Source organism: Paenibacillus sp. 37, assembly GCF_008386395.1.
GTDB classification, from domain to species: Bacteria; Bacillota; Bacilli; order Paenibacillales; family Paenibacillaceae; genus Paenibacillus; species Paenibacillus amylolyticus_B.
On record NZ_CP043761.1, the window covers coordinates 2108779 to 2133672 of the forward strand.

The following is a 24894-nucleotide window of genomic DNA, read 5'->3' on the forward strand; positions in this document are numbered from 1 at the left end:
GTTTATCATGGGAAGGGAACGATTCCAATTACACATACATATCCCAATCCGAAAGGAACATTGGACATGACTAAAGAGAAGATATTGCTCAAACCGGAAGCGATGATTTTTGACATGGATGGTACGCTATTCCAGACAGAGACCCTGTTGTTGCCAGCTTACCAGCAACTATTTGATACATTGCGTGCCGAAGGGCATTTTGAAGGAGAAACTCCACCCGAGGAACGCATGCTGGGAAGTTTGGGCATGTTGCTCGAAGATATATGGAAAGTGGTTATGCCTGAGGCGTCGGAAGCGGCACATCGCCGTGCAGACGAACTGTTGCTTCAACTGGAGATTGAGGGGCTTGATCAAGGAAGTTCTCAATTGTATCCGGGTGTGAAGGAAACGCTGCAAGCATTAAAACAACAAGGAGTGCGTCTTTTTGTCGCAAGTAATGGGCTGGAGGACTATGTGAAGGGTGTGGCGTTTGCACACGAGATTATGCCTTTCTTTGAAGGGGTATACAGTGCAGGCCAATACAAGACTCCCTCCAAGATTAATCTGGTGCAGATCCTGCTTGAGAAACATCGTATTCAGGACGCATGGATGGTAGGGGATCGCTCTTCTGATGTGGAAGCGGGTAAAATGAACGGTCAGGCGGTCATCGGCTGTGCCTATGCCGGGTTCGGACGTGATGAGGAGCTTGCAGACTCAGATGTGCTCATCTCTGATTTTACAGAACTGCTGCGTCTGTATGATGAAGCAGAGTAGCCTCTACGCTGTATAAGTATACTGAGAGATTTAAGATTACGAACCACATGATATAAACCTGTAGACTCAACGGAAATTCGTTGAATACAGGTTTTTTTGTATGATCATGCAGTCACATTCTCCCCTGTAGAAAGTTGATTTCCCTATCCCGCTTTCCTTCATATTCCCTCTATACTTCATTCAAAAGCTATAGGGGGTTCGATTCTGGTGAAACCATCCAAAATACATGCCTATATGTTCATCTTTCCAAGTCTTTTTTTAACTGTTGTATTCGGGATCTATCCGCTGTTATGGGCGCTGCGTTACATGTTCTATGATTATCAAGGCATCGGGACACCTGTCTTCATCGGGCTTGATAATTTTGGACGAATTTTGCGTGACGGCCAATTCTGGGATTCTGTAGGCAACACGGGTGTGTATGCCCTGGGCAAACTCGTCGTTACAATTCCACTATCGTTAACTCTGGCGATTATTCTGAATCGTAAATGGAGAGGGCGATCCCTCTTTAGGGCGATCTATTATCTTCCCACTATTTTTAGCGCTTCGGTCATGGCGATTGTATTTTTTATTATTTTCAACTCTTATAACGGAATATTGAACCAATTGCTGCTTAAGTATCATGTGATCTCCGAATCCATTAGCTGGCTGGGGGCTGAACATGCCATGTTAACAACCATCATCATCGCCATCTGGGGGGCTGTGGGCAACTATATGTTGTTGTTCATTGCGGGTCTTCAGAGCATTCCTGAAGAGTTATATGAGGCGGCATCGCTGGATGGAGCGAGTGAGTTTCAGAAACTGCGGAATGTAACGATTCCGTTGCTGGGTCCTGTCTTGCAGATGATCATCATGCTGGCAATTACCACGGCGCTGAAAGGTTACGAGAGTATTATGGTGCTGACGGAAGGGGGACCGTATGGCAAAACAGAGGTGATGTATCTGTATTTGTTCAAACTGTTGTTTCCCGTGTCGGCTGACACACAATCACTCCAGCAGCTCGGATATGGCAGTGCAGTCGGTTTCACAACGGCTCTCATCGTAGGGGCTGTGACGCTCATTTATTTCCGGATATCCAAAAAGCTCAATGATGTCTATTAATCCCATTCAGGAGGAAACGATGATGACTCAAAACGTACTTGCTCCCTCAGGGTCTCCCCAACTCATTCGCTGGACCAAGCGAACGGTACTTTGGCTGTTTTTGATCGCAATCGCTCTGCTGTCGCTGTTCCCCATCATACTTGTATTGCTCGGTTCCTTCAAAACAAACCAGGAATTGACCGGAGGAGCCACCATCTGGCCGAAGATTTGGCAGTTCTCCAACTATGCTCAGGCTTGGAAAACCGCCAATTTTTCGGGTTTTACGATGAACAGCGTGTTTGTTAGCATAAGTACAACAGTTGGTACGTTGCTGGTAGCTTCGATGTCAGCCTACGCTGTGGATCGAGTGAATTTCAAAGGGAAAAAGGGGTACACCCTGCTCATGGCATCCACTCTGTTTATTTCCATAGGCGCAGTTGTGCTGCGTCCGCAATTTGACCTCATGGTCAAGCTGGGGCTGAATACCACGTTGTGGGGCGTTATTATTATACTGATCAGCGCTCACGCTGCCACATACTTTATTCTGATTGGATTCTTCAAGAGCATCCCGCGCGAACTGGATGAAGCGGCGATGATTGATGGCTGTAATTTTTTCACCACATACTGGCGAATTATTCTTCCGCTCCTGCGGCCCGGACTCGCCGTTGCAGGTCTGGGTGTATTCCAGAGTTCTTGGAATGAATATATTCTTCCATTTGTGTTCACCATGAGCAATCCGGACTTGCAGACTTTGCCGGTTGGGCTGGCTAATCTGCGATATGGCATCGGAGCTGCGGCTGAGGTCCAACTGATGATGGCCGGAGCCTGTCTGTCCATTTTGCCGCTGCTCATCGTTTATATTTTTGCCAACAAATCATTCATGCAGGTGACCTTGGGAGCTGTGAAAGGATAGGCGTGAGCACAATCATGGAAACGGTTTTACGGGTAATTCCACTGTGCTATACTCATTTTAATTCACAGCGGACGGGCCAAGCCGTGTTCAAGGAGCGAGCGCCGATGATATTCGACTTTTATAAAATGTCCCTGAAAAAAAGAATACAGCTGTTGTACATTTTTCTTGTAGTCTTGTGCATCAGTGTGACCGGGATATGCTCTTATCTCTTTGCTGCACGAAGCATTGAGCAGAATGCACTTGAACTGAAACAAAGCATTCTGAACAAATCAGTGCAGGTTATGGATGAACATCTAAGGCACATTGTTGTATCCTCTTTTTCTTTTATGCTTAATGAAACGTTCACCCAGGTCATGAAGGACGTGGGAAAAAATAACACATCTCATTATTATCAGAATCTCTCGCTGCTGCAAACGTCGTTTGCGCAATTGAAGCTCGTAGAGCCACTGATTGATACCGCTTATCTGACAACACCCATCGGTGATTTTTTCTCGACCAAAGATTTTCCGAATCGCAATAACTCGTTCGACAGGGAATACGGACGCTACGTGAAGCTGCAAGGCTGGAATACGATGTGGTTTGGTTCACATCAGAGTCAGTTATTCCAATCCCGAGGAAATGTGTTATCTCTGTTGCTCAAACCCATTGTGATCGATAATCATACCTATTCCAATGTCTATATGGTCGTCAATATGAAGGAAGAGGCGATGCGAGACATTCTGACGCAGGATCTCATGAATAACCAGATTCAACTGTTTTTGCTGCACAAAAACGGAAATGAAGTCATTCGGCCCAGGTCCCGAAATTACGATTTCATTATGGAGCCTGACTTTACCCAACAGTTTAGCCGTGACGATGCTGGGAATTTCATCTACAGGAACGATCAGGGAGAGGACATGCTTGTTAACTATTCGGCATTGTCGATGAACGAGGATTGGGTCATGGTAAGTGTACAGTCCAAGGCTGACTTGTTGTCTCCTCTACAAAAGATACGCTGGCTGATTATCCTGATTATGTTGTTTTGCATTTTACTCGCACTCGGGTTGTCCAGGCTGCTGGCCTCCGCTCTGCTGAAGCCACTGAACAAATTGCGACGCCTAATGGTTGAGGTGGAGTCCAATGATCTGGATGTACGGTTTCGCAGCAAGTATGAAGATGAAGTCAGCGCCGTAGGGCATCGTTTCAATCGGATGTTGGACCAGATTCAGATTCTGTTTGAAGAAGTACGGACAACGGAGCAAGACAAACGGCGGTTTGAAGTCAAGGCGCTTCAGGCGCAGGTTGATCCTCATTTCCTCTACAATACGCTTAATACGATGTTCTGGAAAAGTGAGAGCGGAGAGAAGAAGGATGTAAGTGAGATGATCGTTTCCTTATCCTTGTTATTCCGTCTAGGTCTGAATGATGGCAAAGACATCACCAGTGTGGAGCAGGAGATCAAACATGTCGAACAATACATGCAGCTTCAGCAAAAATGTTATGAGGATCTGTTCATTTATCGGATTGAGGTGGGTGACCCGTCTTGTTACGCTGTCGATATTTTAAAAATATTGCTCCAGCCCTTGGTCGAGAATTCCATCCTGCATGGATTCAATGACAAAGAAGATTTGGGCGTTATCCTGATCCGCATTGATCGTCAGGGTGACACACTACGGCTGGAGGTGGCTGACAATGGATGTGGTATGGATGTAGCCAGTATCTATGCTGAGGAGGCTCCTGACGGGGGACGCAAAGGTTATGCCCTATCCAATCTCCATGGCAGATTAAGCCTGCACTATGGGGATGTGGCCTCGATTGTATTTCATAGCAGTACAGATGTAGGGACAACAGTTGTTATCACGATTCCGATCACCTGAGGAGGGGCAGTATGGGCCAATTGACGATGTGTGTTATGGATGATATCCAGGCAGTTGTAAGGGGCATATCTTCAACTATTCCGTGGGAAGATCATCAGGTTCGGATTGTAGGCACGGCGAATAATGGAGAGCGCGGTTGGTCCTTGTTGCTGGAGCAGCAACCCGACATCGTGATTAGTGATATCCGGATGCCCAAGTTGAGCGGGCTGGAGCTAATGAAGCGGGCATTGGATGCCGGACTGCGAGCCAAATTTATTTTCATCAGTGGTTATTCGGATTTCCAATATGCACAGGAGGCCATCAAGCTGGGTGCATCCGACTATTTGCTCAAACCGTTTACCCCTGAAGAAATACTCGGTGCGGTGTTGAAGGTAAGACAGGTGATTAAGGAAGAACAGGCACAGTGCAAACAGTTGGAACAGTTGGAGCAGAAGGTGGAGAGCAGCAGCCAGTACGAGCGTCACAGCTATCTACTGGGTTTGTTGCGTCATGAAATCGGGGGATTCCTGAATGAAAGTCGCTGGAACGAGCTGCATATTGATCTCGATTCATCCAATCTTCTCGTCATGGTCATCGAGGTGGATGGATATACGCGATATGGTTACACGATGCATCTGGATGCCGAAATCGTTCCTTTTGCGGTCCAAAATATTATGGGAGAAACCATAAACCGCTATACCAAGGGCGTTGTTTTACGGGAAAACCGATACCGGCTCGCAGCCATATTTAACACACCAAGCCACATAGATGTCTCCGAGCTACTGGAGCAATGCCGCCAAAATGTGGAGCGATTCAGCAAAAAAACAGTCTCGCTTGGTGTTGGTACAATTGCCCGCAGACCACAGGAAGTCTGGACGTCCTACGCACATGCAGATCAGGCGATATCCTATCGTTTTTACAGTGAAGGAAATTGCATCCTCAAGTACGCTGAACTGGAGAATCAGGCCTGTGTGGCTCCGGTGTATCCTTTGGAGAAGGAGAAAGAGCTTTTTTACGCACTCAAATGTGGTAATGAGAGTACCTGTCACCGCATCATTGATGAAATTCTCGAAGAATGGCAGGTTTCCGAAGGTTTTCCCGAGCCGCTCACGATGATTCGTTTGCTGTCTGGATTGGCTTTTGCCATCTACCGTGCCTTTTGTGATGAGATTACAGCAGAGGAACGCTTGCGTCTGGAGGCCGACCTGACAGTGCTTGAGGCGATGCGTTCCTTGACGTTTGAGGGCTGGAGGGGATATATCAAGCATTTTAGCAGTATGGGTTGTGAGATTATGGACAAAAAACGACTCACCGATGTCAAACAGGCGATTAGCAAAGCGCAGGAATATATCAGTCTGAATCTTGCAGAAAATCTGACGCTGCATGCCTGTGCCCAATCCGTGCATTTAAGTCCAAGTTACTTTGCCAATGCCTTCAAAAAGGAAACCGGCATAACGCCGATTCAATATATTACCAAGATGAGGATGGAAAAAGCAAAAGAGTTGCTGGTTGCAGGTGTACAGGTGCAAGAGATCTGCCAGAGGCTGGGTTATGAGGACAGGCCTTATTTCAGCGGTTTGTTCAAGAAATATTGCGGCATGACGCCAACCTGCTTCCGGCAAATGTATGAGAACTGAAAACAGATACGGATCGTCATTTTTCCCACCATGCAAAGTCAGAATGTCCCTCACCTCCATGAAAGCGTAGCGATTATCATTACGTTAACGGATAACCAAACGGGTTGTCCAGACAAGCATAAGGGGGCATATCAATGGTTAAAAAGTGGATGGTGACTACGCTAAGTGCATTACTGGCGCTAAGTTTGGCAGGTTGTTCTGCTGACAGTGGTACTTCGGCAAATAGCGAATCTGGGACGAGCGGGGAGAATGCCGGAGGGAAAACCAAAATCATATATTGGACACCGGACCGCCATGATGCTGATTTTATGAAATCCAAGATCGATGAGTTCAACCAGACGAACAAGGACAACATTGAAGTGGAGATGACCGTGATGGGGGACAACTATCCACAAGCGGTCGATATTGCTTTTGCCAGCAAGCAGGCACCCGATGTGCTGCAAGTTAATGATTTTCAGACGTATTATCAGAAGGGGTATCTCGCCCCGATCGATGGATATATGAGTGATGAGATGAAAGCCGTATTTAAAGACAGCTTGATTGAAAATAAAAACACGATTGATGGAAAAATATATTCCCTCCCCAATACAGGGCAGGTCTGGCGACTTGTGTATAACAAGGATATTTTCAAAATGGCAGGGATCGAGAGCCCGCCAAAAACGTTGGCTGAGTTGGTTGCAGATGCCAAAAAAATTACCGAAGCTGGTAAAAGTGAAGGCATCTATGGCTTTGCCAGCCCGTTCAAGAGCAGCAGCGGCTTCTGGAGAGCAGCCAATACGATTGCAGGTGCAAGCAATAATGTTGGTATCGATGGTTACAACTACAAGACTGGCCAATTTGATTTTGGGATGTACAAGGATATTGCAATGGCACTTCGCCAGATGAATCAGGATGGCAGCATGCTGCCAGGGGTTGAAAGTCTGGACATCGATCCGCTCAGAGCCCAGTTTGCTCAAGGCAAAATCGGAATGTACATTAACCACTCCGGTGAACCAGGGGTATATAAAGATCAGTTTCCTACAAAAGAAAATTGGGCAGCCGCTCCTGTGCCAACAAATGATGGAACAATCAAGGGCGCTTCACAAGTCATCGGGGGCTCCTACATCGGCATCAATGCAGATTCTGCCAACAAGGAAGCGGCATGGAAGTTTATGGCGTATGTGTACAGCACAGATCTTCAGAGTGAATACTACGAAAAAGGATACGGAATCTCACTGATTCCTGCTGTATTAAGCTCTGACAAAAAACCAAGCATTCCGGGCATTGAAGGTTTCCTGCCCAAACGTTATGATGCCATTTTCCCGGCAAATCCAAGTGTGGTGACCGAGAGTTCACTGGAAGGCACCAAATGGGGTGAGGCTTTCTCAATCTTTGTATTCACGGGTGGCGATCTCGATGCTGTGATCAAAGATCTGGATACAAGGTACAATGCGGCTCTGGAGAAAACCAAAGCGGCAGGGTTGACCAACATAACTGCTGATCCTTCGTTTGATTCTTCCAAACTTCAGGGTAAATTGTCCACAGAAGACTAATAAACGTTCATAGCGGCCGTGGTTTAACTACTTCGGTCGCTTATTCACAAGGAAAGGGGAAAGCAAAATGATTATTAATCATGCGTCTATCGATGCACATATCGTGAACGAAACGAGTTCCCGCAAGATCTTGGGTATGGGCGGTACATTAATGATGGTGGAGGTTACTTTTGCTAAAGGTGGTATTGGAGAAGTTCACTCCCATGATGCGCACGAGCAGGTCAGTTATATCGTCAAAGGCAGCTTTGAGGTTCAGGTCGGTGAAGAAACTCGCATCTTAAAAGCAGGAGACAGCTTTTATGCCGGCTTTAACGTCCCGCATGGGGTCAAGGCACTGGAGGACTCCGTCATTCTGGATGTATTTACCCCGTTCCGTCAGGATTTCCTTGAGGCATCCCAATGAGCGATTTTTACCTTTCGGCAACGGATCTGCAACGGGCTGCCCAATATTATGAAAAACATTTTCCGGAAGAAGCCCGAAATTCGCTCACGATTGCCAATCGTGCCATCCTGAATGAATTTATCGTTCCTTATACCAACGATCTGAATCGCTGGATTCCGATGGGGACACCTGTGGACTGGCTTCACAACCCGACCAATGATCTGGAGTTCACATGGGGCATCAATCGACACTGGCATATGCTCGATCTGGGCAAGGCGTATCTGATGAAGGGCAATCCGCTATATGTAACAGCATTTATTGACCACTTCCGTAGTTGGAGACAGCAAAACCCGGTACCTGTAAATCTGGTTTACGACGAGGCTGTGTTCTTTCAAAAACCCGGTCCGTGGCGCCTGCTGGAGACGGGGCTACGTGTACAGTCCTGGATATCGGCATATAAATATATGGAAGCGAGTTCACTGATAGACGAAGGCTTTCAGGCGGAGTTTCGACAAGGTCTGGACGAGCACGCCGAGTTTTTGACCCGTTACCTCGGCAGCACGGAAATCAATCATGCTATTATGCATATGCAAGGGTTATTCATGATTGCTACGTTCTACCACCAGCACCCGCGAAGTCCATACTGGCGTCAAGTGGCGATGGAACGTCTTGAGCTGTGTTTGCTGCATCAGTTGGGTGAAGAAGGAATACAGGTTGAACTGACAACACATTACCACAATGCCAGCATCGAGATGTTTGGCACGCCTTATCGGTTGGGCGAGATTTCAGGGCATCCTTTCTCGGCATGGTATGCCCGCTGTCTGCGCCAAATGACTGCATTCACCGAGGCGCTGATCCGACCAGATCATCAGTCTACCGGTATTGGTGATTCGGATTGGGTTGGCGATGGACGACAACGACTGACCTTGCTTGGCGCGATCCTGGACGATGATGATTTGATGGCTCGCGGAACGGATAGCTCGGAGTGTCTCTGGTTGCTGGGTGTGGAGAAATATGAGCGATGCCTCCGACTACAGGCTTCTTCTTCTCCGGCGTTGTCGACCCGAGCTTTCCCGCAGACAGGATATTATGTCATGAGGGACAAGTATCAATATCTTTTTTTTGATGCGGCTGCCATGGGCGGAGCACACGGACATGCCGATGCGCTGAATGTGGAGTGGATGTGGAAGAACCAGCTTTTCTTCACGGACACCGGACGTTATACGTATGAAGAAGGGAAATGGCGTCGGTACTTCAAAAGTACGCGGGCGCACAATACCGTCACGGTGGATGGTCTGGATCAGACACCCTATCTCTCCACACAGCAATGGGGTGAACCGGAGGCTCAGGCCACAACGTTACGTTGGGAGAGCAATGACAGCTATCACTTCATTGATGCTTCGCAGGATGGATATACGCATTTGTCAGATCCAGTTACACATCGTCGGTGGATGCTGGCAGGGGTGGAAACCCCTATACTACTCATTGTGGATTGGCTGGAGGCTGAAGCAGAGCATACTTTGGAGCAACGTTTTCACCTGCATCCGCAAACGGATATTGCGTTGAGGATCAATGAAGCTGGAGAAATGACGGCGGATATGAGCTATGAGGCATCCTCTATAACGCTGACGATGCAATGGGTTACGGCAGGCATGGGAAAGGGAGCCTTCGCGTTGACGGAGCAGCCCGGCTGGGTATCTGAGGTGTATGGTTCCAAGTCGGAAACATCGGTCATCCAGGGCAAGGCTGATTTCTCGGGTAAAGTGGGTATTCTGACGTTGTGCCTGCCCGCGGATCATACAGACCAGGTTACACGTGTTACCACATGCCAACTGGAACCTGACCTGATGAGATTGTCATTATCTTATGTGCAAGGTGAGGAAAAAGGGTATATTGTGATTGACAACGACACGCTGCAATGGACGAAAGAACAGAAATAAAAACAGTGAAGCAGGAGCAGATGCTCGCACTTGGCGAACATAGACTCCTGCTTTTTCTTCACTCACTTGGCTTTCCTTTTTCTTTTTACTCTGGGTGATTTTTGCGTAACGGGCCTAGGAATGGCTGGCTTTCTGGCCGTTCCGGGAGGTCTGTTGCGATATACCCATAAGGCATACTCCAGCGGCTGAGTGATGGCTTTATAATAGATATCCCGCTCCCCGATGCGAGCGAATACTTCACGTGCAGGTTTGGGGTTAACTTCAAGCAGGTAGATACGCCCGCTTCTGTCAATCGCCAAATCCAGTGCCAACTCACATAGGTCCCCATACGTATCTTCCAGAAACGAAGCAACATCAATACCGAATTTCTCTGCAGTTGTGTTAATTTCTGCCCGGAGGTCGTCATCTTCGATCCATTGCTTCATGAGTCGGTCCATCGCTATTGCCTGACCGCCGCCATGCAGATTGGAGGTCACGCTTTTTTCTGCACCCATGCGTCCAGCACATCCAGTAAGCTCCCATTGTCCTTCACCGTTCTTCTGAACGAGCATGCGATAATCATGCACACGTCCATTCGGAAGCTGAAGTTGAATGCCCTTTTGTACAAGATACTTGTCTTTCATGTTCCAGTGCTGGAGCAACGCGCCAAGTCGTGATAAATGAACTTTACGTGGAGTGATGATACGACGCTTCTGATCCCGCCCCTGAACAAGCACCGTATTAGCCTCGCTACTGCTGCGTTCAATGCGCAGAATACCACGTCCACCTGTTCCATTAATGGGTTTGAGATAAACCAGAGAAGAAACTTTGAGCATCCGGTTTACATCGGACATATCCTGAAATAGAGCGGTTTCCGGCAGGTGTTCACGAAAGTTAGCTTTTTGTAAAAGGGTCTGGTGGATGGTCCATTTATTGCGCAGTGGCCTGTTCAGAAAGAGCAGATGCCCATATTTCTCGCGAAAAGCAAGCAATTGCTGGAACCTTCGGTTACGCTGAATTCGGCAGCGATCAAAGATCAGGTCCGGGAATGATCGCCACTCCCTGGACCAGCCTTTTCCTTCATGAAAAACCATGGCTTCAATTTGTTTGCCGCCGGGGTGTACGTCGGCTGGTGTGAATACATAGATATCGAGTCCCCGCTTGCGCCCTTCAAGAATCATTCTGCGATAAACGCTTCGTTCTTCAAGAGCGCGATGTTCATTTAAGTACAACGTCATAATGCCCAGAACAGGTGAGGACACAAACAATCACCTTCTTTTTGCAGTATTCCTGTCTATCATCGTTTGGACTGACGGGCAAGATAAGCGCTGTAGTGAAATATACGTTCCAATGATCGCCGTCTGATCTGTGGTTCATCAAACTTCATGGGCTTTGCATTGGCTTCGAAGAACCAGAGTTCCCCTAGGTCATCAATGCCCAGATCCATGGACATTTCTCCGAGCGTGTAACCTGATCCCCGTTCTACCTGTCTTGCAATCATTAATGAAGTGGATTTCACACGTTTCATCAGGGTTGTTGACATTTCTTCGCCAAAAAGCTCGGTCAGCAGCTTCTCAGGGTCTTCTACGCTCCCGCCGCGCGGCACATGCGTTGTAATGCTGCGGGAGCCAGCAAGTCTCGCTCCTACACCGGTTACGCTCCATTGGCCCTTGGTGTTCTTTTGTACAAGAACACGCAAATCGAAGGGGCGTTTACGAGAGGATGCCAGTTCAATGCCTTGTTGCATGATATAGGGCGTATGTCCGGTTTCTTTGCGAATTCGTGCCCATAACTTGGCAAGTGTAGATGCTTTATAGGTCGTGCTCCTACGTGTGGTTTGTATTTTGAGTCGATAGGGAAGCCGTTCTTTTTCCTGGAATTTAAGCATCATGATTCCTTTACCAGCTTTGCCGCTCTCGGGCTTAAGGTACAGATAGGGATACGCCCGTAGAACGGCACCCAGAGAAGAAGCACTCCGCATCCGCCGAGTATAAGGGATCAGTTGCTGAGTCGATTTGGATTTCTTAAGCCATTCGAACAGATCCCATTTGTTGAAAAAGAATGGGTTATACAGTTCGATTCCTGATTGCATGCATTCATCAATTTTACGCTGAACGGAAGGTTTTCCTTCGTCCTCCCGGTTGGGAATACGATTGTACAGAACATGGGGAAGGGGGAAAGGTTGTGAAACCCACTTTCCACTCCCCTTGTTGTACGTGTATCCTTTTACGGTGGGACCACTCACGTTCAGATCCCGAACAGTTACAATGTAAACCACGTATCCCATGCTCTCGCCTGTTTGTAAGATATCCTGAAAATTTTGATGATTTCCCCTGAACATGCGCTGTTTATCATGCATGGTCAAAACAGCAATGACAGGTTTGAAATCATCATGAAGGCTCATCAAATTTCTTCCTTCTTCCGGAACTTGCTCAAATACAGGCAGTGTTCCAAGATGTGCTCCACCGACGATTTGCCCTCCACCCGGAGTGAAGGGTGACGGAAAATGGAGCGCCCGGGTTTGGCGTTCGCTTCGAACATCCATACATGTTCCTCCTGATCAATGCCCAGATCAAAGCCAATCTCACCAATCAGATGCTGGTGCTGGGTTTCAATCGCCTGGGCCAGTGTAATAGCGACGGATTTGGCATGCTGAAGAACTTCTCCCGCACGATCGCCGAAGTTGCGACTGAGCGCCTGCTCAGGAGTCATTAGGGAGCCGCCATTTTTGATGTGTGTTGTGACGCTGCCACGTCCTGCCTTTTTGGCTCCAATCCCGACAACAACCCATTGATTGTTACCATTTTTGTGCATGTGAAAACGAAAATCAATTGGACACTCATCAATCTCAATTAGACGTATTCCCTGCTGAACTACATATCCGCGTAGCTGTTTGCCATGTCTTCCCTGAAGCATACGCATCAGACTGTTGAAGGACCCAAAACGCAGGAGTGCATTACCACCTTTTTTGCGATAACGTGCGAAATATCCACGTTTGGGCGAATAAGTCAGGCGGTAGATCCCGTTCCCCAGACTTCCTGCAGTAGGCTTATAGTAGACGAACTGATGGCGTTCCAACATTTCCTTCATCTGTTCAACGGAAGGGTTGGTAATCGATTCAGGGATATACCGTCCTGCCGCCGGCTCGTTCTCCAGCAACGTATAGATATCCGATTTATTGAAGAAGCTCCAGTTGAAGAACGGAATTTTTCGGCGAACAAATCGTTCCCGCAGCTGGTTGATTGCTGGTGAGAAGTCTGAGCGTCTGCTCGGTAATCGGTTGTAGACAACATCGGGCAGAGGTACCGTTCTGCGGGTGAAGCTTCCGTTATCATTCAGGAAAAAACCCGATACCGTCTCGTTCTGCCAATTGATATCCCGAGGAGTAAATGCGTAAATGTAGGATTTACGGCTACCTTCACGGAGTAACTGTTTGATGAAACCAGTACGAGAACCGAATGGATTCGTGCTCGTCGCAGGCCCATCAGAGAGTACGCCGATCAGTGGACCTAACTGGACCTCATCATTTTGCAAATTACGGAGATAAATACTGCCCCGTTTGGGAACGTTCATCATATTACGGATACCTGAAGCGAGATACAGATGTTTACCTGCTTTTTTGATTGGTTTGATCGTTGCAGGTACCCGGTCACGCCCGAAGCGAAGGTGCACCGTTTTTTTGCCGGACAGGTTGAGGCTCTTCATTAAAGCGTTGGATACATAAACCACTTTATCCGGTTGCTTGGTGAAATGCAGATTGCAAAAGGTCAAACTCATGATTTATCCTCCTATCCTGAAAAGATCCTTGGGCTCCATGGCAAGCGGGCGCTGCGGGCCTCAGCCGCCGTGAATCGGGATGGGTTTCAGGCCAGCTTTGCTGGATGTATTCGGCAATTTCATTGGACGAATGACGTCCGTGAGAACATGTTGTTGCAACAGATAACGGGCATAGGCAAGCGGCCGGGTATAAGTCAGGGTATGCATGCGTCGGTCGCCCGCTTCTGCGAATGAGGTGCGGCCTGGTTTGGAGTTGACTTCAATTAGCCAGAGTTGGCCCTCTGCATCTGCTCCGAAATCAAGCCCCAATTCGGCTAACCTGCCGAAACGGCTTTCCAGCAGGGTGGGGATAAGAGTAGCAGTCTGCCGGATGCTCTTCAGCAGAGTTTCCGTGCGGATCGTTCCATATCGCTGGAGCAGATATGCGTGGGCAGGATATGCTTTACCCCCACCGTGAAGATTGGACGTGAGTGACCCTTCAGGTCCTTCCCGTACCATACATCCGGTTAGCGTCCAGCGACCTTGCCCATTCTTTTGCATTAGAGCCCGTATGTCGAATGCTCTTCCATGATGGCTAAGCTCCAGATATGGCTGTACGATCATCTTACGCTCAGCCTGATGTGATGCTAGCCAGGAAGATACAGCCTGGGTATGGTTGAATGTAAGAAAAAAGGGTTCATTGTCCTTGTTACGCCCCTCCACGACCCATGTTGATGGAGTCGCTCCCTGAGACAGGCGAAAGGTATTTTTGCCATGAGTCCCGGATACCGGTTTGAAGAACAGTCCTTTGGGCCAACGGTCCAGCCATGTTTCCCAAGGAATATGCGATCCGATCCGGGTTGTGGGAGCAAGTTGAGACCTCAATTCAGGATTTCGGGACAACACACGATGTACCTCCCATTTTCCTGGAAGGGAAGCAGACCAATAACGGTGTTGATCTGTGCCGTTGGTTGGTATCCATTCCCTAAGCTGTTGTCTGACGTACCTGGAGATAGGGCGAAGACAACGATCCATAATGAGATCGACTGCAGGAACAGGTACCGAATTCCACTTCCCTTGATGATAGACATATCCCCATTGAAGAGGGAGATGGACTGCATCATTCGATATCGGAATCACAATAATCTGAAGGGCGTATCGCATGCTCCCCAAACTGAGACGACGGCAGAAAAGTTCATCTGTAAAGGGAGGTGAGCCTTCGGTTGCACGTACCAGAATGGCCAGTATCTTGGTCTGAGATGATGGAAACATTACGCTGCACCTCTCCTCTATCAGATTTGTTTCCAATAGGGAATAACTTTTCAAAAACCCGCCAGGTACGTAGAGTATTCAAGCATGGCTTTGACGGAAGGGCGGATCTTGCTCTCACTCAGTGGTGTATTATCATTCTTGGATGGTTTGGAGTTGACTTCGAGCAGCCATACGCGCCCAGTGGTGTCCAGAGCCAGATCAATACCAAGTTCACCAAAATGAGCAGGGATGGCACTCTCGATCCCTTTTGCGATATCCAGTGCTGCGGTGTGCAATCCTGCATACGCGGAAGCTTTGGCTGATCCAGACAACTGTGTTTTGGCAACAGCATCCTTGACGGTGCTGAGACTTCCACCCCGTGCCAGATTGGATACGTAGTGACTCCCGCCTGCAATCCGGGCGACGATGGAGGTTACACTCCATTTACCTGTACGGTTTTTTTGCACGAGCGCACGGAAATCCACGGGTCTGCCACTGTTGTCAATGAGAGTCAGCCCTTGTTGGATCTGATAACGCGTTGTTTTCATTTTCCCAGACATACTGGCATACAGTTTATCCAGAGAAGTATACGTTTGTTTCCGGGTCCCCCCGACGCCAGTCGCCAGAGTCAGGAAGCTTCCGTCTGTCTGACGTGAGACCCGGATGATCCCTTTGCCCAAAGAACCGCGTACGGGCTTCAGAAATACAACCGGATGTCGGTTGCACATCGTCTTGAGCATGGCGGACGTCTTGAGCAAATGAGACTCGGGAAGAACTCGTTTAAGCGTTGAAATGGACTTGAGTGCGTCAAACACTTCGTTTTTGTCCAGAAACTTTTCATTGAAGGTTTGCGTGCCGTAGAGCGATTTTACTTCTTTCATAAAATGCTGTACGCTAGGTTTGTTCTCAAGCTTGCGGGACGTTAGCCGGTTATTGACGACGTCTGCTACAGGCAGAACAGTCTTTTTCCAGCCGTCATCATACACCCAGCCTTTCATATAACCCGTTACCGCTCCAATATCCTCCGGTGTGAAAAAGGATACATAGGCGCCTTGCTTACGGCAGGCGTTCACCAGTTCTTGACAGAACATCGTGATGGAGCCAAAGGGCCGATCGGGCTGATCGGGATAATCCTGGCTAACCAGTACACTGATGTAGGGTCCAAGGCGAAGCGTACGGCTGGCTGAACGATAGGATACCCTCAGGACCGAACGTGGAACGAGACCGGTCTTGGTGGCAACTGTCTGATTGATGCGCAGCCCGTCATACCTTGGTACCGGAATAACAGTGACTTCGCGGCGGAAAGAGCCAAATTGCAGCTGAAGCGGCCTTCCTGAAGGGATTTTAAGCGCCTTAAGCACCCCTTCGCCCAGCATGATGACGTCGTCCTGCAGGATGCCCGAGCCGGTAACCTGAATCGTTACTTTTTTAGTGGACATCACGGATCTCCTTCCGGGCGGCAACTTGATGTCTGATCTCGAAGTTGAACGGCATCTGAACATGGCATGTGCTTCATCATATGAGGACATATAACCCTTGGTGATTGACCCATATGGATTAAATGCATTTGATTTAAGGCAGGTTATGGATGGCCTGTTTCAGATCGTCCTTGTTTGACAGGAGAGAAAAGCGTGTATTAACACGGATGAACAAACCAATCTGAGGAGGAATAATAGTGAACATTTATGACAAAGCCAATGATTTGGCCAAAGCACTGAGAGAAAGCAGCGAGGTGGAAGAGATTACTTCCGCGATGAAGCTGATTGAAGCTGATCCGGATGCAAAAGCAATGCTGGATAACTTCCGTGATCAACAAATGGAATTGCAACAACGTATGATGAGCGGGGATATGCCAGCTCCGGATGAGATGGAGAAAATGGAGAAACTGTTTGAAGTACTGAGCTTGAATCTGAACATCCGTCGCTTGTTTGATGCGGAGCGTCGCCTTAGTGTCATCATTGAAGACGTGAATAAAATTATTGCTGATAGTCTGGGTCATCTGTACGGTGGCGCTGAAGCGTAAAAAGGTAGTTCAAAAAGGTTGTCTTGTTTTTTTTACCTGAACCTTTCATATTGGCTCCTTATCGTTCATAGACTAGACATATAGAGTCGATCAAGAACGAAGGAGCTGTGAATGGTGAAGAGGTTGAAAAAAGCAAAACATGTGATCTATCTGCTTATTGCGTTGTCGATGCTGGTCATTGCACTGCCGCGGATTTCCTTTGCTGGAGGAATGGACTGGGTTAATATTTTTGGCATCGTATGGGTGCTGTTCTCTTTATTAATCGTTGGTGCACATCTGCATTTTATTCTCGGTGTGGATGAAGAGAAGAAGCGTGCACTGGAAGCCGTCCGCCGGGCGAAGCTGCGGCAGTGGGAGATGAAACTGCTGGACAAGCAGGAGCGGAGCGAGTCTGTATAAGGTGTGGAAATACATTCTGCACGTCAGGGCCAACAGCGTTGGTTCTGCCTCTGGAATAAGACCGGATTACCTTGCGCATAAGGGGTCCGGTCTTTTTGGTATATAACGGATTAGCGTACAACATGGAAGAGTGAACTCATTCGGTGCCATTCCCCTGAGAGCGGGATAGGATATGGGGTTATTTTCCTAAAGCCGTGTTATAATAGATACAGTATAGTACAGATGCATCTTCGGGGGTGGTACAGTTGGACGGACAGGAAGAGAACGTAACGAAGCATGAACAGTTACTTCAACATATTGAACAACTGAAGGTTGGCAGCAAAATATCAGTACGTGGACTTGCACGGGAGTTGGGTGTAAGTGAAGGGACAGCATATCGTGCGGTGAAAGAGGCGGAGAACTTCGGGCTGGTCGTGACCAAAGAACGAATTGGAACGGTGCGGATCGAGAAGAGACCTCGGGGCATGTCGGAACAGTTGACCTTTGCTGATGTTGTGACCATTGTGGAAGGCCATGTGCTGGGGGGGAACGAAGGTCTCGCCAAACCGCTGCACAAGTATGTGATTGGTGCGATGAAAGAACAGGCAATGGCCCGTTATATTGACGCTGGAAGCTTGCTGATTGTGGGTAACCGTGAAGATGCTCACTCGCTTGCCCTCGAACAGGGAGCGGGCGTGTTGATTACGGGTGGTTTTGGGACAAGTCGTGAAGTAAGAATTATGGCTGACGAGCTTGGGCTACCGATTATTTCATCCAGACATGATACATTCACGGTGGCTTCGATGATTAACCGTGCGATCTTCGACCGGCTGATTAAGAAAAAAATTATGCTTGTTGAGGATATCATTGGTCAGAAACCTCGCTTGCAGGTATTGAAGGTGACCAGTTCAGCCGCAGATTTTCATATGTTGGTTTCAGAGACGGGTGAACATCGCTTTCCAGTCGTGGATGAATGGAACCGGGTCATCGGGATTGTGAGTCTGAAGGATGTCAGTGAGCTGAAAGAAGATCAAAGTATTGAGAAATGCGTGGTACGCCGCCCGATTACGGCTTCATTGCAGACATCTCTTGCTTCTGCTGCCCAGATTATGACTTGGGAAGGAATCGATTTTCTGCCAATCGTGGATCGGAACCGCAAACTGATTGCGTCCGTCACACGCAAGGAAGTGCTTCAGGCCATGCGGGATGCACAGAAGCAGCCACAACTGGGAGAGACGTTTGATCATCTGATCTGGAACGGGTTTGCCGAGGAGCGCGGTGAACAGAACGAATTGTTATTTCACGGATTCATCATTCCTCAGATGGCAACGGATCTGGGTACGATCTCCGAAGGTGTTCTGTTGAATGTGATGACTCAGGCTGGCCGACGGGCAGCGTGGGATGTTACAGGGAACGACCATGTGGTGGATAATGTAACGACGTATTTTGTTCGACCGGTTCAGATTGAGGATCAGATCCTGGTTCGACCGTTAATTCTGGAAACCAGTCGTCGAACGTGCAAAATGGACATTGTGGTTACCCGTGAAGGCAGTGTGGTATGCAAAGCGGTAATGACATTGCAGTCGATTGACCATGCCTAGCAGGGTACGTTGCCTGGGCATAGACAAAGAGAGTACTCCCTGATCGAGAAGCTCTGCCGTTGCGCTGTCGCGCGGTTCTGGCTTCGCTTAATGAAGGGAAGTACTCTCTTTTTGCAGACAGAACGATAACACTTCAACGAATCATGCAGATTGTCCGGAGGTTTTACCTGATCCATTACTGGACCGTTGTTGAAGCCGCGCATAATAACTGCGGTTACGTATTCCGGCAAATACATTATACGCACCCATAATCAGAAATAGCGCTTCCACAACCACAGATAAAGTGGAACCCGTGAAGACAAACATCAGGATCAGCGCAAGCACAACAAGCATGCCACCCATCCAGATATTCGTCCACGAACGGTACAGACCGGCGCTGGCAGCATCCGAACTTCTGTGTGAACGAATACTGTTCAACGCTGCAAAAACCATGGTAACAGCAAAGATGGCGATTAGAGCATATTTGAGTACATCAATGAACACAAAGACGCAGCTCCTTTTCTGGAAAGCATTTACTGCCCTTATTGTACCATGCAGAGATGCAGACAAGGGCAGTTTTTTGCTGTTACGCAGGAACGTGCATGCGAATCTGTACCCAAACTTGCAGTACGCCTTCCATAACCAGCATCGTTTTGACCTGAACGGTGTACTCCTTTTCCCTGACCGAGTACACTTTCTGATTCAGCATGATTCGCGTCATTTTACTATACTCATCAATGTTGAATACATCTCTGCCCCGAAGTACCTCAAGTTCGTCTCCGAGCTTCTGTAACATCACTTTCAGAGAAGCCTCGTCTGGCCCCTTATCCGATTCTTCTGCACGGACCTTGATTTCCTTGATAACGGTTTGGCGTTTACTGTATTTTTTCAGCGTTTTGATATCCTCCTCATTCTGATGCAGCTGAAGCTGCAGCTCCTGATTGTTCAGCCACAACGCATTGTAACTCAGGTGAAATACGCCATTGTAGACGACACATCCAGCGATCATTCCCAGAACAAACACAGCGGTCATTCGCATCAGCGGGCGGTAACGGGAAAATGGCGGAATTCTCATGAACGCTGTTCCTGTCTCATATTAGCTCCGGCCTCCGCCGCACACCCATTTCACCAGCTCGGTTCCCATATGAGCGCCCATAAAAGCAGAGATCAAATACAGGATTTGTTTGACCGCCGGAGACAGGTTACCATCCAGGAAATTGCTCTCGATGACACGCATGGGATCTATTGTGCCGCCGACAGCGGCTGCGAGTGCCCATATCTTTATTTTCCCAGAAATATCGAGCATCGTCTGTGTCGGAGGCTGAAGAGAGATCACTGCTCCAATACCTCCGATCATCGCGCCGCCCAGCACGATTCCAAACGCAATAAAGAAATCAAGAATGGCTTTGGACAAAAATGTGCTCACTGGCAACACCCCTTTCAGACCTAGCAGCACACCTCCTGTCTTCGGTCTGTCACAGGGGGAGCGGCTTGTACTTCTATTGTATGGGCGTGCCCCCGAACGTTATGATAAAATAGAATAATAAAGTCTCCTTTTAAGAGGTTGTTACAAATTCTAATAAAGAGACTCCATTTTTTATTTATTTAATTCATATATATGAGATAGATAGGGTAGCAGACGGATCAGAAGATCCGATGCTGTGACTATCTGCGGCGAAAGGAAGAAAAAAACATGAGTTCTTTTGTGCATTTGCACGTTCACAGCGAATACAGTTTGCTGGACGGCGCTGCGCGTATTCCGGATCTCGTGAATAAGGCTGCAGATCTCGGAATGACGACACTTGCGCTGACCGACCATGGCGTGATGTATGGTGCAATTCCTTTTTATAAAGCATGTATGGAGCGAGGCATCAAGCCGATTATAGGGTGCGAAGCATACATGACAGCAGGGTCCCGCAAAGAGCGGGGAAGCCGCAAGGATCAACCGATTCATCACTTGATTTTGCTGGCCAAAAATATGACGGGTTACCGTAATTTGATGAAATTGTGCTCCATTGGACATCTCGAAGGTTTTCATTACAAACCCCGTGTAGATATGGAAAGTCTGGCTGCCCATCACGAGGGCATTATCTGTCTAAGTGCGTGTCTGGGTGGTGAAGTACCACAACATTTGCTGCATGGAAGAGAAGAAGAGGCGAGACGTGCGGCGTTACGCTACAAAAATATCTTTGGTGACGACTTCTATCTGGAACTTCAGGATCATGGGCTTTCCGAGCAAAAAAGGGTAAATCCGCAGTTGATCAAACTGGCTGCTGAGCTGGAGATCCCGCTTGTAGCGACCAATGATGCGCATTACCTGTCGGAAGAGGATGCTGAGCTTCAGGATGTGCTGATCTGTATCGGAACGGGCAAGACGGTGGATGATGAGAATCGGCTCCGAATTGGAACCAATCAGCTCTATCTGAAAAGTGAAGAAGAGATGGCTCGTTTGTTTCCTCATGTACCGGAAGCTCTGGCAAATACCGTTCGCATTGCGGATTCCTGTGAGTTGAAGCTGGAATTCGGCAAATCGATTTTGCCGGAATACAGACCGCTTCCTGATGGACTCAGCCCTTCGGCGTATCTGCGTCAGCTGTGCGAAGAAGGAATGGAGGAGCGTTATGCGCAGTCCACGCGTTGGACAGATGCGGAGCTTCGATCCGAACTCGAACAACGATTGGCGTATGAGCTGGGTATAATCGACAGCATGGGATTCTCGGATTATTTCCTGATTGTTTGGGATTTTATCGCCTATGCGCATAAACAAGGCATTGTTACTGGACCGGGCCGGGGCTCCTCGGCAGGTAGTCTGGTAGCGTACACTTTGCATATTACCGATGTTGACCCGATGAAATATAATCTGCTCTTCGAACGATTCCTGAATCCCGAGCGGATCTCCATGCCGGATATAGATATTGACTTCAGCGATGAGCGGCGGGATGAGGTCATTGATTATGTCGCTCATAAATATGGCAAAGCCCATGTCGCCCAGATTATTACGTTTGGAACGATGGCTGCTCGGGCGGCCGTGCGTGATGTTGGACGTGCACTGAATGTGCCTTACGGCGAAGTGGACAAGGCTGCAAAGCTGATTCCAGCGCAGCTCGGCATTAACATCGAGCGGGCCATGGAAGCTACACCTGAACTGAAGGCGCTGTATGAAACCAAGCCTAAGACACGTGAGCTGCTGGATATGGCGATGAAGGTCGAAGGTATGCCACGTCATGCTTCGACGCATGCAGCGGGAGTGGTTATCTCCCGTGACCCGCTGACCGATGCGGTGCCACTTCAGGAGGGCAGTGAAGGGACGGCGTTAACCCAGTATTCCATGGAAAACCTGGAGTCTATTGGGTTGCTTAAGATGGACTTTCTTGGTTTGCGTACCCTCTCAATCATTGAGCGGTGTGTACGCTGGATTGGGGAACATGGAGAAATTCCGGACTTCCGTCTTATTCCCGATGATGATCCGTTAACGTACGAGATGCTTGGGCGAGGGGACACGATGGGCATATTCCAACTGGAATCTGCCGGGGTACGCCGTGTGCTGAAAGAGATGAAGCCAAGTAGTTTTGAAGATGTAATCTCTGTACTTGCCTTGTACCGTCCGGGTCCGATGGAGTTCATATCCAAATACATTCAGGGCAAGCATGGACAGATTGAAGTGGATTACCCCCATGTGGATCTCGAGCCTATCCTGAAAGATACGTACGGCATCATCGTGTATCAGGAACAGATCATGCAGATAGCCTCCCGGATGGCGGGTTTCTCGCTGGGTGAGGCAGATTTGCTCCGCAGAGCGGTCTCCAAGAAGAAACGGGAAGTGCTGGATCTGGAGCGTGGACACTTTGTACAAGGCAGTCTGAAACAAGGGTATAGCGAAGAAGAGGCAGACCTGGTCTATGATATGATCGTCAAGTTTGCCAACTATGGCTTCCCGCGTGCTCATGCCGCAGCATATGGTGTGCTTGCGTTCCAGACGGCGTATCTGAAGGCGCATTATCCGGTTCATTTTATGGCATCCATGTTAACAGCTGTAATGGGCAGTCATCGGAAAGTGGCAGAGTACGTAGTGGAATGTCGGCGTATGGACATGGAGGTGCTTCCGCCGGATGTGAATGAGAGCGGTATTCTGTTTACACCTGTATTTGTGCCGTCCGGCAGCGCAGGAGCCGGGGATCAGAGCAGCGCATCGCAGCAGACTGCGGGAGCAGAGCCCAAGAGTGACGCCGGAAGCCCTTCCCAAGAACATGCCGCGAATGGTAACGGGAGTTCCTTCAGGGAAGATCGCGTTCATGAGCATAATGGGCATTCGGAACAAGCAGAATATGGTGAAGCACCTCTGCCGGATGATCCCGGTCCTGGACCCGATGAGGACAGTGGTGGATATGATTGGCAGGCAGCGACAACCATGCCTGAGGCATCCGACAACCGGAAGGAACCGGGATTGGTGGCGGCTTCTTCATTGGAAAATGGTAATGACGAAGGACAAGAAGCGTCTTCCTCTCACGAGGAGCATGGGGAACTGTCCTCTGCGGAGAAGAACGTTGCAGTGTCTAATGATAGTCCGGATGAGGAAAAATTAACGGGTGCAATACGATTTGGTCTGGCGGCTGTGAAAAATGTTGGTACCCAGGCAATGGAAAGCATTATGATCGTAAGGCAGGAGAGACCGTTCGACAGTTTGCTCGATTTTTGTCGTCGTGTGGATCTGCGTGTATGCAACAAACGTGTGATTGAATCGCTGATCCAGGCTGGAGCTTTTGACACATTACCTGGGCACCGGGCCCAATTGCTGGCGATGCTGGATGAGACTGTTGAGGCGGCTCTGAAATGGCGCAAGGAACGTGAGGATCTGCAGATTCAATTGTTCGACTTTGTTGAGACGCCAAACTGGGAGATTGAATATCCGGAAATTCCTCCTTATTCCTCAGGGCAGCAACTGGAGCTAGAGCGAGAGTTGTTAGGTTTGTATCTCTCTGGGCATCCGCTGGATGACTATGAAGATGTGCTGGAATCGAGTGGGGCTGACCGGATCATGGAGCTGACCGAGGCTGCAGACGACACGATGACCGTCGCTGCGGGTATGGTTGTGTCCGTGAAGTCGATTACGACGAAACAGGGCAAAGCTATGGCGTTCATGGAGCTGGAAGACCAGATTGAACGCTGTGAAGTGGTTCTCTTTCCCGAGGTATGGCGGCGTAGCCAGCAGCATGTCGGGAAAGGTGAACTGCTCGTCGTGCGTGCCAAAGTGCAGCAGCAGGACGAAGGGTTTAAGCTGCTGGCTGAGGAAGTTGTGCCGTTGTCACCGGCGGCACTGGAGCAGCAGCTGCGCAGCCGCGACCGGCGCGTCAAGCCCGGCAGCGGCAGCTCTTCGCGCCCGGCGCAGGCGGCTTCGCCGCGGCGGCCAGCGGGCGCAGCCACGGCGGCGGCTTCCCGCCCTGGCGGTGCCGCTGAGGCGGCAGGCAGCCCGGCGCAGAGCCGCGAACCGCGGGCTGTGGAGCAGCGGGTGTTCGTGAAGATTGCCCCGCATGCGGAGAAGCCTGAGCTTCTGGCACGTCTGAAGCAGCTGCTTCAGGAGCATCCCGGACCTGTGGCGACAGTGCTCTTCTATGAGCAGCAGCAGAAGCTGCTTGCGCTGAGTGATGACTACCGGATTAAGCCATCACCAACCTTGTTCTCCGATATGGAGAAAATGCTAGGTGAAGGTACGGTCAAGATTAAATAAAAGACTGTCCCGTGTAATTGATGGTTCTTATTCCATAAAATGAAACCTGTTTAGCTCAATGCTGAACAGGTTTTTTTTGATTATTTTAGTGCGAGCGCGGTTCACTGACGACAGGGTTTAAACAAACAAATTA

Annotated in this window: 20 protein-coding genes; 12 read left to right on the plus strand and 8 right to left on the minus strand. The window is 48.9% G+C overall.

Going from position 1 to position 24894, the window contains the following annotated elements; genetic code table 11:
- The first annotated feature begins 66 nt into the window (after positions 1-66).
- From F0220_RS09590 to F0220_RS09625, 8 genes are all read left to right on the plus strand, one after another.
- A complete protein-coding gene (locus F0220_RS09590) occupies positions 67-753 on the plus strand; it encodes an HAD family hydrolase (RefSeq protein WP_105598451.1) in 687 nt (228 codons plus the stop codon).
- A 207-nt stretch (positions 754-960) separates the two neighbouring features.
- Positions 961-1851 (plus strand): carbohydrate ABC transporter permease, encoded by an 891-nt coding sequence (locus F0220_RS09595; RefSeq protein ID WP_091014599.1) that lies wholly within the window; start codon positions 961-963, stop codon positions 1849-1851.
- 22 nt (positions 1852-1873) lie between these two features.
- Complete coding sequence (locus tag F0220_RS09600; RefSeq protein ID WP_076327005.1) at positions 1874-2743, plus strand: carbohydrate ABC transporter permease; 870 nt, start codon at positions 1874-1876, stop codon at positions 2741-2743.
- A gap of 104 nt (positions 2744-2847) precedes the next feature.
- Positions 2848-4599: a sensor histidine kinase gene (locus F0220_RS09605; RefSeq protein ID WP_105598051.1), complete on the plus strand. Its 1752-nt coding sequence runs from the start codon at positions 2848-2850 to the stop codon at positions 4597-4599.
- Between the two features lie 11 nt (positions 4600-4610).
- Positions 4611-6215 (plus strand): helix-turn-helix domain-containing protein, encoded by a 1605-nt coding sequence (locus F0220_RS09610; RefSeq protein ID WP_105598052.1) that lies wholly within the window; start codon positions 4611-4613, stop codon positions 6213-6215.
- Between the two features lie 134 nt (positions 6216-6349).
- A complete protein-coding gene (locus F0220_RS09615) occupies positions 6350-7747 on the plus strand; it encodes an ABC transporter substrate-binding protein (protein WP_105598053.1) in 1398 nt (465 codons plus the stop codon).
- Positions 7748-7814: 67 nt separating this feature from the next.
- Positions 7815-8150, plus strand: a complete 336-nt coding sequence (locus tag F0220_RS09620; protein ID WP_036669940.1) for a cupin domain-containing protein — start codon at positions 7815-7817, stop codon at positions 8148-8150.
- The gene (locus F0220_RS09625) at positions 8147-10069 is read left to right on the plus strand and encodes an alginate lyase family protein (protein ID WP_105598054.1); all 1923 of its coding nucleotides are present in this window, start codon (positions 8147-8149) and stop codon (positions 10067-10069) included. Before F0220_RS09620 ends, F0220_RS09625 begins: the two co-directional genes overlap by 4 nt.
- Before the next feature lie 62 nt (positions 10070-10131).
- Here the strand turns inward: F0220_RS09625 and F0220_RS09630 are convergent, their stop codons facing one another.
- The 5 genes from F0220_RS09630 to F0220_RS09650 are packed head-to-tail and all read right to left on the minus strand — an operon-like array spanning position 10132 to position 16494.
- Positions 10132-11310, minus strand: a complete 1179-nt coding sequence (locus tag F0220_RS09630) for a YheC/YheD family endospore coat-associated protein (protein ID WP_105598055.1) — start codon at positions 11308-11310, stop codon at positions 10132-10134.
- A gap of 35 nt (positions 11311-11345) precedes the next feature.
- The gene (locus F0220_RS09635; RefSeq protein ID WP_091014589.1) at positions 11346-12452 is read right to left on the minus strand and encodes a YheC/YheD family endospore coat-associated protein; all 1107 of its coding nucleotides are present in this window, start codon (positions 12450-12452) and stop codon (positions 11346-11348) included.
- On the minus strand, positions 12452-13825 hold the full coding sequence (locus F0220_RS09640; RefSeq protein ID WP_036609869.1) for a YheC/YheD family endospore coat-associated protein: 1374 nt from the start codon (positions 13823-13825) through the stop codon (positions 12452-12454). The genes F0220_RS09635 and F0220_RS09640 overlap by 1 nt, the downstream gene beginning before the upstream one ends.
- 60 nt (positions 13826-13885) lie before the next feature.
- Positions 13886-15076, minus strand: a complete 1191-nt coding sequence (locus tag F0220_RS09645) for a YheC/YheD family endospore coat-associated protein (RefSeq protein ID WP_105598056.1) — start codon at positions 15074-15076, stop codon at positions 13886-13888.
- Between the two features lie 50 nt (positions 15077-15126).
- Positions 15127-16494, minus strand: coding sequence for a YheC/YheD family endospore coat-associated protein (locus tag F0220_RS09650; protein ID WP_091014585.1), 1368 nt, complete (start codon positions 16492-16494; stop codon positions 15127-15129).
- A gap of 236 nt (positions 16495-16730) precedes the next feature.
- On the opposite strand from F0220_RS09650, the gene F0220_RS09655 reads away from it, so the two are divergent.
- From F0220_RS09655 to F0220_RS09665, 3 genes are all read left to right on the plus strand, one after another.
- Positions 16731-17078, plus strand: a complete 348-nt coding sequence (locus tag F0220_RS09655) for a YlbF/YmcA family competence regulator (protein ID WP_036609862.1) — start codon at positions 16731-16733, stop codon at positions 17076-17078.
- Positions 17079-17192: 114 nt separating this feature from the next.
- Complete coding sequence (locus F0220_RS09660; protein WP_085981456.1) at positions 17193-17477, plus strand: hypothetical protein; 285 nt, start codon at positions 17193-17195, stop codon at positions 17475-17477.
- A gap of 245 nt (positions 17478-17722) precedes the next feature.
- Positions 17723-19057 carry a DRTGG domain-containing protein gene (locus F0220_RS09665; RefSeq protein WP_091014583.1) on the plus strand — a complete coding sequence of 445 codons (1335 nt, stop codon included), beginning with the start codon at positions 17723-17725 and terminating at the stop codon, positions 19055-19057.
- Positions 19058-19198: 141 nt separating this feature from the next.
- Here F0220_RS09665 and F0220_RS09670 read toward each other — a convergent pair whose 3' ends face one another.
- The 3 genes from F0220_RS09670 to F0220_RS09680 all read right to left on the minus strand — a co-directional run bounded on the left by F0220_RS09670 (position 19199) and on the right by F0220_RS09680 (position 20462).
- A complete protein-coding gene (locus F0220_RS09670) occupies positions 19199-19540 on the minus strand; it encodes a YtpI family protein (protein ID WP_091014581.1) in 342 nt (113 codons plus the stop codon).
- Positions 19541-19622: 82 nt separating this feature from the next.
- Positions 19623-20111: a sporulation membrane protein YtrI gene (locus F0220_RS09675; RefSeq protein WP_017689500.1), complete on the minus strand. Its 489-nt coding sequence runs from the start codon at positions 20109-20111 to the stop codon at positions 19623-19625.
- Positions 20112-20132: 21 nt separating this feature from the next.
- The gene (locus F0220_RS09680; protein WP_026081169.1) at positions 20133-20462 is read right to left on the minus strand and encodes a YtrH family sporulation protein; all 330 of its coding nucleotides are present in this window, start codon (positions 20460-20462) and stop codon (positions 20133-20135) included.
- Between the two features lie 267 nt (positions 20463-20729).
- On the opposite strand from F0220_RS09680, the gene F0220_RS32845 reads away from it, so the two are divergent.
- On the plus strand, positions 20730-24761 hold the full coding sequence (locus tag F0220_RS32845; protein WP_223199906.1) for a DNA polymerase III subunit alpha: 4032 nt from the start codon (positions 20730-20732) through the stop codon (positions 24759-24761).
- The last annotated feature ends 133 nt before the right edge of the window (positions 24762-24894 follow it).

What these genes read in the sequence shown, in the direction of transcription:
- F0220_RS09590 (WP_105598451.1), top strand. Translation starts at nt 67, where the DNA reads ATGACTAAAGAGAAGATATTGCTCAAACCGGAAGCGATGATTTTTGAC.
- F0220_RS09600 (WP_076327005.1), top strand. Translation starts at nt 1,874, where the DNA reads ATGACTCAAAACGTACTTGCTCCCTCAGGGTCTCCCCAACTCATTCGC.
- F0220_RS09605 (WP_105598051.1), top strand. Translation starts at nt 2,848, where the DNA reads ATGATATTCGACTTTTATAAAATGTCCCTGAAAAAAAGAATACAGCTG.
- F0220_RS09610 (WP_105598052.1), top strand. Translation starts at nt 4,611, where the DNA reads ATGGGCCAATTGACGATGTGTGTTATGGATGATATCCAGGCAGTTGTA.
- F0220_RS09615 (WP_105598053.1), top strand. Translation starts at nt 6,350, where the DNA reads ATGGTTAAAAAGTGGATGGTGACTACGCTAAGTGCATTACTGGCGCTA.
- F0220_RS09620 (WP_036669940.1), top strand. Translation starts at nt 7,815, where the DNA reads ATGATTATTAATCATGCGTCTATCGATGCACATATCGTGAACGAAACG.
- F0220_RS09625 (WP_105598054.1), top strand. Translation starts at nt 8,147, where the DNA reads ATGAGCGATTTTTACCTTTCGGCAACGGATCTGCAACGGGCTGCCCAA.
- F0220_RS09635 (WP_091014589.1), bottom strand. Translation starts at nt 12,452, where the DNA reads ATGAGCCTTCATGATGATTTCAAACCTGTCATTGCTGTTTTGACCATG.
- F0220_RS09640 (WP_036609869.1), bottom strand. Translation starts at nt 13,825, where the DNA reads ATGAGTTTGACCTTTTGCAATCTGCATTTCACCAAGCAACCGGATAAA.
- F0220_RS09645 (WP_105598056.1), bottom strand. Translation starts at nt 15,076, where the DNA reads ATGTTTCCATCATCTCAGACCAAGATACTGGCCATTCTGGTACGTGCA.
- F0220_RS09650 (WP_091014585.1), bottom strand. Translation starts at nt 16,494, where the DNA reads ATGTCCACTAAAAAAGTAACGATTCAGGTTACCGGCTCGGGCATCCTG.
- F0220_RS09675 (WP_017689500.1), bottom strand. Translation starts at nt 20,111, where the DNA reads ATGAGAATTCCGCCATTTTCCCGTTACCGCCCGCTGATGCGAATGACC.
- F0220_RS32845 (WP_223199906.1), top strand. Translation starts at nt 20,730, where the DNA reads ATGAGTTCTTTTGTGCATTTGCACGTTCACAGCGAATACAGTTTGCTG.